Source organism: Streptomyces sp. NPDC050263, from assembly GCF_040655955.1.
In the GTDB taxonomy this organism is placed as follows: Bacteria; Actinomycetota; Actinomycetes; order Streptomycetales; family Streptomycetaceae; genus Streptomyces.
In genome coordinates, this window is the sequence record NZ_JBFAKW010000196.1 from 1 (window position 1) to 12,222 (window position 12,222).

The following is a 12,222-nucleotide window of genomic DNA, read 5'->3' on the forward strand; positions in this document are numbered from 1 at the left end:
CGCCCGGGAGCAGGAGTACGAACTGCAGTCGGATACGATGACACTCGCCGCATAACATCACGAACTGGTGTCCACTTCTCGGGGGGAACCCCCGCTCACCCGTGAACGCGCCCAGGTCGCACAGCGCCTGGAGAAGCCGCTGGAAGACGCCGGCATCAAGCTTTCCGCCGTCGTCTCCGGTCTGATGGGGGTCTCCGGCCGCGCCATGCTCCAGGCACTGATCGACGGGCAACGTGATCCGCACATCCTTGGCCGACCTCGCCAAACGCCGCATGCGCAGCAGGATTCCCGAGCTGAACCAGGCACTGACCGGCCGCTTCCGCGAGCACCACGCCTTCCTGACCCGTCTCTATCTCGATCAGTACGACCAGCTGTCCGGTGCCATCAAACAGCTGACCGTCCGGATCTAGGAGGCGATGAGCCCTTTCCGCCCGGCGCTGGACCTGCTGGACACGATTCCCGGGGTGAACCAGGCAGTGGCCGAGGTGATCGTGGCGGAGACCGGAGGTGACATGACCCGGTTCCGCTCGGCCCAACACCTGGCATCCTGGGCCGGGTTGTGTCCGGGGCACCATGAATCGGCGGGCCGGGTCCGCAGCACCGGGTCCGACCCGGCAACCCCTGTCTCAAGGGAGCCCTCGGGATGGCCCCGTTCGGAGCGGCACGGACCAAGGGCTCCTTCCTGCGGGCACGCTACAAGCGGTTGACCTCCCGCCGTGGCCCGATCAAGGCACTGGTCGCCGTCGAGCACTCGATCATCATCGCGGTCTGGCACATGCTCAGCGACAACGTGCCCTACCACGACCTCGACGGCGACCACTTCGCCCGGCAGGACCCCGAACGAGCCGCACGCCGACCGTGTCCCGACTGAACGATCTCGGACACCGCGTCACCCTCGACCCGATGGAGGCCGCCGCGTGAACAGAGGCGAAGGGGCCCGGCGGACAACCCGACCGGGCCGACACCCCTGCCCGAATGGGCCCCCACCTGCTGCTGTTTACGCGTCAGAGTCGCTCGGTTCCGCTGCACATGCGGTTCCGTCCGAGTGCAGCCCCGGCCGCGTCACGTTGACGGTTGCTCGCCGAAAGGGGAAGCAACCCGTGACGGTTTCAGCAGTTCTTGAAGCCTCGGGGGTGTGCCGGGTTCAGTCCGGAGACAGCGTAGGTCCACGACCTCCAGGATCCGGCCGGGATCGTCTGGCAGCCCAGGTCGGGCCCGTATGCGATGTCGATCTTCTTGCGAGACGACAGGCCGGCGCAGTTGGTCCAGGTCATCGTCCACTCGCGTATGCCGCTGCTGCTCGTGGTCTGGACGATTGATCCGCCGCAGTCGGCGGCGGATGCGGCGGTAGCCATCCCGAGTTGGACCGTTGCCACAAGAGCCGTCGTCGCAACCGTCGCTGTGAAGAGCTTGCCTATGAGTCGTGCCATTGTTCCTCCGAAATTTGAGCCGTTGCCTGAACGCGTGCAGTGGAGCGGCAAGATATTTGTCGATTTCTTGCCAGTCCGGTGGCCGGCAAGTCGGTGTCCTTGAGGATCCAACCTCTCTCTGAAAACGGTGAGTGGATGTGGAGTGGACCGTGCGGTCTGCACCACTCCTCTGCAGGACATGCTTCGCGCCGTGGTCATCTCCTGCAGGTGACCGTGCGACGGGAACGTCCCGGCGCACCGCGTTCGGGCAACGGTCGCGGTCGCCTGCCGTTGAGCCTGTCCCCCCGAGCCGCCGCCCGAGGCGATGTTGCCCGGGTCCATGAAAAGTTAGCTGTGGGGGCTGTTGCCTTTCGCCCACCCAGGGGTTGAACTACGCCTGCTACCAGGGTGGTCGTCGATGTAACTCCTGGGGTGTAGCCGGGGTGGAGAGCCGGCCGGGAGCGGTCACTGCGGGCCTCCGATCGCCAACACCGCCCGCGAGACCCTGCTCGCCCTCGACCAGCCCGGTACGTCGGCCGCCCTGCCCCTGGAGCACTTGGTCCGCCTGAAGGTCCTCTCCGAGCACCTCAGCCCGCGCATGGTGGCCGGCACCAGGCAGCTCGGCGCTTCCTGGGAACAGATCGGAGCCCCGCTCGGGATGAGCTCGGGATGAGCACAGACACCGCCCGCAAGAAGGGGTCCCGCCGATCCGCCGAGGCCAGACATCCCAGCGCGCCGTTGTGGCGGCTCCCCCGCCCTCTCCCCCGGACACATCCCCACCGTCCCCCACCGCCGCGGACGACATCGCCGGCCTCTCTCCCGCCGCCCCGGCCCTGACCGGCGCGGCATACCGCCCTCTGGCCGGAAACGACTTGGCCGGACGCGCTTGCCTCTGCGTGAGCTGGGGACCAGCCTGCGCCCGGGGATGACTTCGTGCTGGCCGACGACGACAGCGTGCTGATTCTTCCGCTCGGCCGTGCCGCGGACGTCGCCGAGACGGCGAGTACGATCAAAGACACCGAACGGCATCAGGTCGCTCGCATGAACCTCGGCGACAGCTTTCCGAGACCAGACCAGGTTCTCCGACCACCTCGCCGCCAGTACCTCCGTTCGGATCGGCGGAGCGATTGAAGGACGGACCAACCGATGCAGCCACGACAGCACCCGTCCGGTCCGGCACGATGACCGCCTCCGATCGCCGCCGGGGCGCGCCCGGGCATCCTTGGCGTGGGATTCACCTCGACGTGTACGAGCGGCACATGGGCGACCCAGGGGTCGGGCAGCTGCAGCGGCTGCGTGAGATCACCGGGGAGCAGCTCGCGGCGTATCCGTTCCGGGCGATCGGGGTGCTGGGAGTCGCGGGAGGCAACGGACTCGACCTGATCGACCCGGAGACCACGGATGCCGTGTACGGGTACGACATCAACCCCGACTACCTCGACGCCTGCGAGACCCGGTATCGCGACGCCCTCGGCGATCGCCTCCGTCTGATCGAGACGAGCATCGACCGTTCCGTGCGGATCGAGCGGGTCGATCTCCTCATCGCCAACCTCGTCATCGAGTACGTGGGCACCGAGGAGTTCGCCGCGTTCGCGGCCGCGAACGCCCGCTCCATCGGTGTGCTGTCGTGCGTGGTCCAGCGCAACGACGCGGCGGGTTTCGTCAGCTCGACGGAGTACTCGTCGTCGTTCGACGCTCTCGCCTCGGTGTCATCGGACGTCGACCCCGAGACGCTGACCTCAGCGATGTCGGATGCGGGGTTCACAGCCCTGGGCCGCTGCGAGTATCCCTTGCCGAACGGCAAAGCCCTGGTGCGACAGGACTTCCGGGCGACCCCGCGCCCATGAACAGCCGGACCCCTGCGCCCGCGTCGTCCTGCTTCGGGACGGTGCCGGAGGATCTGGTGGCCGGGTTCTCCACCCGGTCCCGGCACCTCGACGCGGAGACAGACCGGCTCGTCGAGCAGTATGCGTCTCGGTGCGTCCGCTGGCGCGCTGCGGGGGCTGGGGTCAGTTCAGGGCTTTGGCCAGGCGGTTCAGGCCGTCCGTGATCTCGGCGGGGGTGTGGGTGGTGAACGACAGGCGCAGCGTCGCCGGGTCCGGGTGACCGGCGAAGAAGGGGGCGCCGGGGACGTAGGCCACGTTGTGGGCGACCGCTTGCGGGAGCAGGGCGGTCGCGTCGTGGCCGGAGGGGAGGCGGGCCCAGAGGAACATGCCGCCGTCCGGACGGTTCCAGCTGCTGCCGGCGGGCAGCGCGTCCGGAAGTCCGGCGAGCAGTGCGTCGCGGCGCTCGCGGTAGGCGTCGCGGACGGTGGCGAGGTGAGCGTCCAGGTCTCGGTCGGCGAGGTAGCGGGCCGCCGCGGCCTGATCGACCGTCGAGGTGTGCAGGTCGGCGGCCTGCTTGGCGATCACGCAGGCGCGCCGGAGTGCGGCCGGGCCGCGCAGCCAGCCGAGCCGCAGTCCGGGGGCCAGCACCTTGGAAAAGCTGCTCAGCAGCACCGTGCGGTCCTCCCCGCCGGCGCAGCCCGCGACCCACGGCACCGTCTCGCCGCTGAAGCGCAGCTCGCCGTACGGGTCGTCCTCGATGATCCAGAGCCCGCGCCGCGCCGCGATCTCCGCGATCGCTCTGCGGCGGGCGAGCGGCAGCGTCCGGCCGGTCGGGTTCTGGAAGTTGGGCACCAGATACAGCAGCTTGGGCCGTTCCGCCGCGACGAGCGCGTCCAGCGCGTCCGGGACGACGCCGTCCGCGTCGGTGGGGACCGGGATGATCCGAGCGCCCGCGAGCCCGAAGCACTGCAGCGCGGCGAGGTAGGTCGGGTCCTCGACCAGGATCGTGTCGCCGGGTTCCAGCAGGGCCGAGGCCAGCAGCGACAGTCCCTGCTGCGAGCCGCCGGTGACCAGCAGGTCCTCGGGGTCGGTCGGGAGGCCCCGGGTGGTGAGCCGGGCGGCGACGGCCGCGCGCAGCGACGGGTCGCCCTCGGTGGTCGAGTACTGCAGCGCCTGCCGCGGCGACTCGCGCAACACCGCGTCGTAGGCCGCGCGGATGCCCTCCGCGTCGAAGAGCTCGGGGGCGGGAAGGCCGCCCGCGAACGAGATGACGTCGGGGCGGGCGGTCAGCGCCAGGATCTCCCGGACGGGCTACCCGCCCACGGCAGCGGTCCGGGCGGCAAGAGCGGGGACGGCCGCGGCGCCGCTGTCAGCAGTGGTCATCACATGGGACCTTTCGGAGTGCGCGGATCGGCGCGGGCCGGCGGACTAGGAGAAGAGAGGCAGGGTGGAGGCGACCGCGACGTGCACGGCGGTTCCGCCGACGACGCTGAGGACGGCGTTCTTGCGCCAGATGTGCAGTGCCGCGGTGGTCACCAGGGCGGCCGCGGCTGCCGCGGACTGCGGCGCGATGTCGACCGGGGTGTGGCGCAGGGTGTAGAAGACCAGGATCGTCAGCACCCCGACGGGCATGCTGTCGTTCAGGTACGGCAGCAGTGCGCTGTGACGGATCGGTGCGAGGAAGGCGAACGGCACGGCCCGCAGCGCCCAGGTGACGGCCGAGGAGACGAGTACGGCCGTGACGATGTAGGTCGGCTCAGGCATGGGCGCTCCTGCGCTTGCTGCGGGTGAGGGCGTACTGGATGAGCAGAATCGCGACGAAGGCGGTCATGGCGGCCACGAGCATTGCGTCCCCGAGGAGCAGATACGAGCCCAGGGCACACAGCAGCGCGATGACGGGCGCAGGGACACTGCGCCGGACGCGGAACGCGTCGATGGTCAGCACGAGGAAGAACGCCGTCACCGCGAAGTCCAGCCCGACGACGCCGTCCGGGATCAAGGTCCCCGCCAGGGCGCCGCCGGTGACAGCGGTGACCCACATGACCTGAAGCACCGCCTGAATCGTCAGGATGCGCCGCCTGCTCCAACGCTGCGCCTGCGGACCGGTGGTCAGCGCCCACGCCTCATCCGTGAGCGTGAACGTGGAGTACACCTTCGCCCCGCGCCCCTGCACCCGGTGCAACGGGAACGACAGCGCGTAGAACACATGGCGGAAGTTCACCAGGAACGCCGTCGCCGCGATCTGCGCCAGCGGCGCCACGGCCACCACCATCCCCAGGACCAGGAACTCCAGCGAACCCGCGAAGATCACCGTCGCGAAGACCGGGCCCCACCACCACGCCAGGGGCGACTGGGACACCACGACACCGAAGGCCAACCCCATCGGCAGGGCGGCCAGCGCCGCAGGCGTGACGATGCGCACACCCTCCCGAACCTCATCGCCGGGGTCCGTGGCCGGTGAGGGAGGGCTCGCCGAAGGAGCGACTGGCTGGGAAATCATTCGACAATTTTATGTCAGTATCGTCCGCAAATAATTGCCATAGACGGGTGCATAATGACCGTATGAGCAACACAAGGAAGCTTGACGCCACAGATAGAGCAATTTTGTTTCATCTCTCACAAGACGGTCGGTTGAGCAACGTCGAGCTGGCCGCCCGGGTCGGTCTGACTCCGGCGCCCTGTCTGCGTCGCGTCAAACGCCTGGAGGAGGAAGGGGTGATCACCGGCTACCGGGCCAGGATCGATCCCGCTGCCGCCGGCCGGCCCTTCTGCGTGGTCATGTCCGTGGAGATCACCATGACCAACAGACAGACCGTGGAGCGGTTCGAGCGAGCCGTCGCCGCGTTCGACGAGGTCACAGAGGTCCGTCGAGTCTTCGGTGTGCCCGACTACATCATCCGCGTCGACGTCGCCGACGGAAACGCGTACGAGCGCTTCCAGACCGAGAAGATGACCCAACTCCCCGGCGTGCACCGCATCGTGTCGCACCAGACCATGAAGCTGATCAAAAGCATCGAGTGAGCCTCGCTCACTGCCGTACATGACAAGCGGGCAGTCGACCGGCTCTTCTGCCGGTGCTCGGCGGCACGCTCGCCGTCGGCGGCTGACGCCTGTGGCGAACCAGGCACTGCGGCGGGCCGGGTGCCGTCAGCGTCACTACACTCGCTGAATCCCGGCCCATCAGGAGTGGAAGAGCGATGCAGCACACGACAACGTCTGACGGGATCCGTATCGCCTACCAGGTCCAAGGCGAGGGAGCGCCGCTCGTTCTGCTGGCGGGCCAGGCGAACAATCACCACTGGTGGGACGGGGTACGCGACGACTTCCACGCCGACCGCAGCACCCTCACGCTCGACTACCGCGGTACGGGGGAGAGCGACAAGCCCGACATGCCTTACAGCACCGAGGTCTTCGCGCAGGATGTGATCGCGGTGCTCGACGAGCTCGGGGTCGACCGAGCCGACGTCTACGGCACGTCCATGGGCGGACGCGTGGCCCAGCAGCTCGCGGCCCGCCATCCGCACCGGGTGCGCGCCCTGGTGCTCGGCTGCACGTCGCCCGGCGGCCCGCACGCCGTCGAACGCGACAACGACGTACGGAAGTCGCTGGTACAGCAGCAACCGGGTGCCGCGCGACAGGCCCTGCTCGACCTGATGTACACCCCGGCCTGGCTGGCGGCCCACCCCGGCCCCTACCGGACACTCGGCGACCCGGACATGCCCGCGTACGCCCAGCGTCGGCACCTGGCGGCAAGCAACCGGCACGACGCGTGGCACCTCCTGCCCGGCATCAGCGCACCCACCCTGGTCGTGCACGGCAGCGACGACCTGCTCAACCCCGCCGCCAACGCGCCCCTGCTCGCCGACCGCATCCCCGGCGCCCGGCTCCACATGATCCCCGGAGCCCGGCACGCCTATTTCGAGGAGTTCCGCACCGTCGCAAGCCCACTCGTCCTGGACTTCCTCACCACCAACGAGGTTGAGTCGAACGGGTACGGGTCTGCCGCTCAAGGCCACAAGATCATTTACTGACGTCGTCGCCGTGCTGTCGTCAAGCCGACGTCGTGCCAGGCTCGGCGCCGGCGCTGCACCGAGCGCACACTCACCCGTAAGTCCTCGGCGACCTCGGCGTTGGAGGCACCCGCAGCGAATCGCTCCGCGGCGTCCAGCCGGATCCGCTCGCGAAACGCCTGCCGTTCAGGCTTCAGCCCACCACCCTGCGGATATCTCACACAACCGGCATACCGCGACGATCACACATCGTCAGCCCTCAACGACATCACGCCGCAGAGGTCAGTAACCTCATTGTCCAAGCGGAGGGCTTGACGGCCGGCGATGTCGCTGCTTCGTGTGCGGTTCCTCGCTTCGGGCGGCGCGACACGCTCCCACGGGCACCTGCTGTCAGACGGGTGGCCAGTTCCGCAGCGCCGCGTCGGCCACCTGCTGGAGTTCGGAGCGGGTGGCGCCGCCGACAGCCTGGACGGCGATGCCGTTCGCCACGGTCATGACGTATCGGGCGAGCAGTTCCGGGTCCGCGCCGGGGGGCAGATCACCCTCGTCGACGGCCTGCTGGAACCGGTGGCGGAGGCGGGCACGGCCGTCGTCGCGCCAGGCGATCAGGGCATCCTGGGCCGCCCGTCCGGAGTCGCCGGCGGCCAGCGAGCCCTGCACGCCCAGGCACCCGGCGGGGCAGCCGGGGCGGGTGGTCGTGCTGACCGAGCCGGCGAGGAACGCCGTGGCCACCTCCCGGGCGCTCGGCTTCTCCAGTGCGCGGGCCGCATACGCGGCGGGACCTTCGGTGTAGCGCTCCAGGGCCTTGCGGAACAGCTCCTCCTTGTTGCCGAAGGCCGCGTACATGCTCTTGCGGGTGATGCCCATGGCGCGGGTCAGGTCGGTCAGGCTGGCGCCTTCGTAGCCCTGCTCCCAGAAGACCGTCATCGCCCGCTCCAGGGCCTCGTCGGCGTCGAAGCCTCTCGGCCGGCCGATCGGCGCTTTCCGGGTGATCTCCATGACCCCATCCTACGGCCTTGATACCGATCGGTGCAGAAGTGCTACGGTTCCATTCTGCACCGATCGGTATCTAAGTTTCGGGAGTTCAAGCAATGGGACAGCTGGAAGGCAAGACCGCCGTCGTCACCGGCGGGAGCACAGGAATCGGCCTGGCCACCGCCGCGCGGCTGGCGTCCGAGGGCGCCCATGTGTTCATCACCGGCCGGCGCAAGGATGCGCTCGACAGGGCCGTTGAGTCGATCGGTTCCGCGGTCACCGCGGTGCCGGGCGACATATCGGAGGCGACCGACCTGGACCGGCTGTACGACGCGATCCGTGACCGCGGCCGGGGCCTGGACGTGCTCTTCGCCAACGCGGGCATGGCCACGCTCGCACCGTTGGCGCAGGCCACCGGGGAACAGTTCGACCAGATCTTCGGCGTCAACGTCCGGGGCACACTGCTCACCGTGCAGAAGGCGCTGCCGCTGCTCAACGACGGCGCCTCGGTGATCTTCAACGACTCCATTCGCGCCGACGACGGCCGGGAGGCCTTCGGCCTGTACGCGGCGTCGAAGGCCGCGATCCGGTCCCTCGCGCGGACCTGGGCCAACGAGCTGAAGGGCAGGAACATCCGGGTCAACACGGTCGCGCCGGGCGCGATCGACACCCCCGGAGTCGACATCGCCATCGGCGAGGAGAACGCGGCCGCCGTCAAGGCGGAACTCGCGGCGGGAGTGCCGATCGGCCGCAGGGGGCGCCCGGAGGAGGTCGCCGCCGCGGTGGCCTTCCTCGCCTCCGCGGACAGCAGCTTCATGCTCGGCACCACCCTGCACGTCAACGGCGGCGAGAAGCAGTTCTGACCCCGCCGCGCGGAGTCCCGAACGTCGCGGGCGAGTCGTCGCCCGCGACATTCCGCCCGGCCGACACGAGCATCCGCGCAGCACGCCCGGACTGGACACGGAGCGCGAGATCACTCCGACCGGTAGGGCCGCCCCGCACCCCCAGCATCACCTCGTCCGACTAGATGATCTATACCAAGGGGTCAGTGATCGTAGGCGATCAGTGAGCGTGGGACGGTTTGCCCGGTGGCGTCGTTGTGCCAGATCGCGGCGGTCGGCGCGAGGATGCGTTGTATGACGCGGACTATGACACCTACGGGTGTGCGCCCTCGGCGCCGTTCGAGGTCAAGCTGTCCCTTGAAGGTCTCGTTGCTCGATTCGATGACCTGTCGCAGCGGCTTGAACAGGGCTGCGCCAGGCCGCTCCCGTTCACCTTTGCGGGCAGGCCGCAGCAACTGGACTCCAGGCTCGGACAGTTCGCGTTCGAAACCACGGCCGAAGTAGTTCTTGTCGCCGATGAGAGTCTGTCGGGGGCACTCTCGCAGAAGCTCGCGTTCGGCTGCCAGGAGGTCAAGGAGGGTCCTGCTTCAATCTCGCCTGCGGCATCGGCCTCGTCGTGCCGTGGTGGACCGGACGGGCCATGCTGGTGACCCTGGCGGCCGCCTCACTGCTGGTAATCATCTTCCTGGTGGGCGGTCTGACAAACCGCACACCAACCGGCGCTGCCCTCGTAGATGTACTCCTCGTCGTCATGAATGTCGCAGTCGCGCTGGGCCGCTTCCGCTCCTTCGGCCAATGGCGCGACTCGTTCGGCGACTGGTTCTTCGTTGTCGGCGGGACTCTGCTGCTGGTGGTGTTTCCTCGGGAGCCCTGCGGGTCCGACCAAAACCAGATGGATCCAGGCCGGCGGGGGCCTGGCCGGCATCCTGGGAGGGGCCCTGGGCATGCTGGAAACCTGATCCGTTCCCGCTTCCCCCTTTCCCTCGACAGGATCCGTTTACTGCCGCAAAGAGCGGGTCGAGGCGGAGCGTCCGCAGGCGAAGCCGAGGACGAACGACCTTGACCCGGGACGCGGGGCGGCCGTCGTCACGGCGCCGAGGAAGGAACAGCCCCATCGGATCCAGCTCAAAGCCGCCCTCGTCGAACTCCAGGCACGGTCACATGTTCGGGGCTACGAGTAGCGGCGAAGGACGCAAGTTCGTGAATCCTCATGGCTCGTCGCGCACGGTGACCAGAGCATGGTCGGCGCATGAGACATAAAGGCGTCGGTTTGGCCAGTCGGCGGCGATCTCGATCGGCCCGATGCTGTACTTGCCGTCGTCCAGCTGCGTCTCAGACACCCGCGAGCCGCTGCGAGCGTCCAGGACCGCCAGCGTCCCAGCCTCCCAGAACGCGACGAGCAGCCGCGTGCCGTCGCCGCTCACGCCCACGGCCATGGGCTGCGACATCACCGGCTCTCCGAGGGCCATGGCGAAGAACCCAACCCCCTGCCGACGGGACAGCGTTGACAGCTGGATGGTCCGAATTGCCTTGAGCCCAGCCGTATCGATGACCGTGATGCTCTGCGATATGCGATTCGCTACGTAAAGCCGCATGCCGGATGAATTCAGCGCAATGCCGACGGGATGGTGACCGACTTCGATGGTCGCAACGGTGCCCAAGGTCCGCGTGTCGATCACGGATACCGTCGCATCGTTGGTGCCGACGTACACGCGATCACCGGACGGACTCACCACCACAGACGTCGGTTGCCTACCGGTCCGGACCGTGTCCAGTACTCGCTGCGTATCCGTGTCGACCACCGACATGGTGCCGGCGTGCGCGTTCGCGACGTACAGACGACCTTCGCTGCACGCCAGCGCCCGTGGTTGCTTACCGACCTTGACGCGCGAGGTCTCGGCAGCCGCGCGCACATCGACGATCGACACGTCGTTGGAACGGAGGTTCGCCACGTAGATCCGCTCGCCGTCGGGGTCGACGGCGATGCTGAACGGACTCCTGCCGACCAGGATGTGCGCGACTTCCGAGCGCGCGTACGGGTCGACGACCGTCACAGTGCCGCGGGGCCTACGCAGACTCCGCAACGATCCTTCGACGCCCGGATTGGCCAGGTAGACGCGGTCCCCGGACGGGCTCACCGCGATAGCGCGAGGAATCTCCTTCAGCACTATCAGCTCCGAGTCGATCCGCACCGGCGCCCCCTGACGGCACGAGTCCGGGCCCGGATCCCTCCATCGCCGCTTCGGCGGTGCCAGAACCCGGGCGCGGGCAGTTGGATGGATGATACGCGCTTCAGACGATCGCAGCGTGACCGGTTCAGGGGGCAAGGCCCACTGACCACCGAATGGAACTCCGGGCCCGTCGAAGGGCGGTAAACCGGATCATTCAGCACCGAAGCGGCAAACGTTCGGTCGTGCCGGATTCCCGCTCCCTCGCGTTCTCCTGGCGTGGCGCTCGGCAATCGCCCCACACAACTTGGCTCTGTCGCTGATTTGGGGGTGGTGGCTGGTTGACCAAGGTGACAGGAGGATGATGCGGCGGCGCAGGACGTCGAAGTCGGCCCGGCCGTACATCTGTCCTTTCAGCAGCTTGATTCCGGTGACGCTGTCCTCGACCGCTCCCGAGGTGAAGGTGGTGGTCAGGGCGGCGAGCACGGCTGCGCGGTCGCGCCGTATGCCGGCGGCCAGGCTAGGGAGTTCTCGTTGTCCGTCGAGGCGGACATCGGCGAGCCGGACGTCGAGGGCCGGGTGCTCGCTGCGGCGTTCGCGCACCATCGAGGCCAGTCGCCGGGCGTACTGGGTGGTCGTGGCCGACGCAGGGACGCGTTCGCACAGCTCGTCGAGGCACGTGCGTTCGGTGTCGGTGAGCTGCTCGGGCCGGCGCATGATCCAGTCGGTGACCCGACGGACGGTCAGATGGGGCATCAGGGCATCCGCCGGGATCGTCCCGGTGCGATACGGCCGCAGGTGGCGGCGGACGGTATTGACGTCTCCGCGATAGCCCAACCGCTGGATCTCCCGGGTGAGTGCAGCAGCGTTGGTGCAGCCCTCCATCCAGCGGTGGCGCAGCTAGTGCCGCGGCAGGCAACGTTCGCCCCGTCGCGACGCCCGGCACGCACTCTCGCCGCACCGGCCGAAAGCCCAAGTACGTCCAGTACGAG

Annotated in this window: 15 protein-coding genes and 2 pseudogenes; 8 read left to right on the top strand and 9 right to left on the bottom strand. The window is 68.5% G+C overall.

The window, feature by feature from the left end:
• The first annotated feature begins 233 nt into the window (after positions 1-233).
• From AB0J04_RS43545 to AB0J04_RS43555, 3 genes are read left to right on the top strand one after another with little or no spacing between them, the layout of a single operon-like run.
• On the top strand, positions 234-410 hold the full coding sequence (locus AB0J04_RS43545) for a hypothetical protein (RefSeq protein WP_363174258.1): 177 nt from the start codon (positions 234-236) through the stop codon (positions 408-410).
• A 6-nt stretch (positions 411-416) separates the two neighbouring features.
• Complete coding sequence (locus AB0J04_RS43550; RefSeq protein ID WP_363174259.1) at positions 417-707, top strand: IS110 family transposase; 291 nt, start codon at positions 417-419, stop codon at positions 705-707.
• On the top strand, positions 644-871 hold the full coding sequence (locus AB0J04_RS43555) for a hypothetical protein (RefSeq protein ID WP_363174272.1): 228 nt from the start codon (positions 644-646) through the stop codon (positions 869-871). The genes AB0J04_RS43550 and AB0J04_RS43555 overlap by 64 nt, the downstream gene beginning before the upstream one ends.
• Positions 872-1,109: 238 nt before the next feature.
• Here the strand turns inward: AB0J04_RS43555 and AB0J04_RS43560 are convergent, their stop codons facing one another.
• Positions 1,110-1,355: a hypothetical protein gene (locus AB0J04_RS43560; protein ID WP_363174260.1), complete on the bottom strand. Its 246-nt coding sequence runs from the start codon at positions 1,353-1,355 to the stop codon at positions 1,110-1,112.
• A gap of 987 nt (positions 1,356-2,342) precedes the next feature.
• Here AB0J04_RS43560 and AB0J04_RS43565 point away from each other — a divergent pair.
• Both AB0J04_RS43565 and AB0J04_RS43570 read left to right on the top strand, forming a co-directional pair.
• Positions 2,343-2,540 carry a hypothetical protein gene (locus AB0J04_RS43565; protein ID WP_363174261.1) on the top strand — a complete coding sequence of 66 codons (198 nt, stop codon included), beginning with the start codon at positions 2,343-2,345 and terminating at the stop codon, positions 2,538-2,540.
• Between the two features lie 128 nt (positions 2,541-2,668).
• Positions 2,669-3,256 (top strand): hypothetical protein, encoded by a 588-nt coding sequence (locus tag AB0J04_RS43570; RefSeq protein ID WP_363174262.1) that lies wholly within the window; start codon positions 2,669-2,671, stop codon positions 3,254-3,256.
• 162 nt (positions 3,257-3,418) lie between these two features.
• Here AB0J04_RS43570 and AB0J04_RS43575 read toward each other — a convergent pair.
• The 3 genes and pseudogenes from AB0J04_RS43575 to AB0J04_RS43585 all read right to left on the bottom strand — a co-directional run bounded on the left by AB0J04_RS43575 (position 3,419) and on the right by AB0J04_RS43585 (position 5,657).
• A pseudogene (locus AB0J04_RS43575) lies at positions 3,419-4,618 on the bottom strand (PLP-dependent aminotransferase family protein).
• Positions 4,619-4,663: 45 nt separating this feature from the next.
• Positions 4,664-4,999, bottom strand: coding sequence for an AzlD domain-containing protein (locus AB0J04_RS43580; RefSeq protein WP_363174263.1), 336 nt, complete (start codon positions 4,997-4,999; stop codon positions 4,664-4,666).
• Entirely contained in the window at positions 4,992-5,657 is a 666-nt protein-coding gene (locus tag AB0J04_RS43585) for an AzlC family ABC transporter permease (RefSeq protein WP_363174264.1), read from the bottom strand. The genes AB0J04_RS43580 and AB0J04_RS43585 overlap by 8 nt, the downstream gene beginning before the upstream one ends.
• 140 nt (positions 5,658-5,797) lie before the next feature.
• Between AB0J04_RS43585 and AB0J04_RS43590 the strand changes: the two genes are divergently transcribed.
• Together AB0J04_RS43590 and AB0J04_RS43595 are read left to right on the top strand one after the other, a co-directional pair.
• The gene (locus AB0J04_RS43590; protein WP_363174265.1) at positions 5,798-6,256 is read left to right on the top strand and encodes an Lrp/AsnC family transcriptional regulator; all 459 of its coding nucleotides are present in this window, start codon (positions 5,798-5,800) and stop codon (positions 6,254-6,256) included.
• A gap of 176 nt (positions 6,257-6,432) precedes the next feature.
• Positions 6,433-7,266: an alpha/beta fold hydrolase gene (locus tag AB0J04_RS43595; protein ID WP_363174266.1), complete on the top strand. Its 834-nt coding sequence runs from the start codon at positions 6,433-6,435 to the stop codon at positions 7,264-7,266.
• Here AB0J04_RS43595 and AB0J04_RS43600 read toward each other — a convergent pair.
• Together AB0J04_RS43600 and AB0J04_RS43605 are read right to left on the bottom strand one after the other, a co-directional pair.
• The gene (locus AB0J04_RS43600) at positions 7,260-7,466 is read right to left on the bottom strand and encodes a helix-turn-helix domain-containing protein (RefSeq protein WP_363174267.1); all 207 of its coding nucleotides are present in this window, start codon (positions 7,464-7,466) and stop codon (positions 7,260-7,262) included. The genes AB0J04_RS43595 and AB0J04_RS43600 overlap by 7 nt on opposite strands.
• Before the next feature lie 169 nt (positions 7,467-7,635).
• Positions 7,636-8,244: a TetR/AcrR family transcriptional regulator gene (locus AB0J04_RS43605; protein WP_363174268.1), complete on the bottom strand. Its 609-nt coding sequence runs from the start codon at positions 8,242-8,244 to the stop codon at positions 7,636-7,638.
• A 92-nt stretch (positions 8,245-8,336) separates the two neighbouring features.
• Between AB0J04_RS43605 and AB0J04_RS43610 the strand changes: the two genes are divergently transcribed.
• Positions 8,337-9,083, top strand: coding sequence for an SDR family oxidoreductase (locus AB0J04_RS43610; RefSeq protein ID WP_363174269.1), 747 nt, complete (start codon positions 8,337-8,339; stop codon positions 9,081-9,083).
• 182 nt (positions 9,084-9,265) lie between these two features.
• Here the strand turns inward: AB0J04_RS43610 and AB0J04_RS43615 are convergent.
• The 3 genes and pseudogenes from AB0J04_RS43615 to AB0J04_RS43625 form a co-directional block, all read right to left on the bottom strand.
• Positions 9,266-9,643: pseudogene (locus tag AB0J04_RS43615) on the bottom strand (IS982 family transposase); the annotation flags it as partial.
• A gap of 627 nt (positions 9,644-10,270) precedes the next feature.
• Entirely contained in the window at positions 10,271-11,254 is a 984-nt protein-coding gene (locus AB0J04_RS43620) for a YncE family protein (RefSeq protein WP_363174270.1), read from the bottom strand.
• Positions 11,255-11,443: 189 nt separating this feature from the next.
• On the bottom strand, positions 11,444-12,115 hold the full coding sequence (locus AB0J04_RS43625) for a transposase (protein ID WP_363174271.1): 672 nt from the start codon (positions 12,113-12,115) through the stop codon (positions 11,444-11,446).
• Positions 12,116-12,222: the final 107 nt, after the last annotated feature.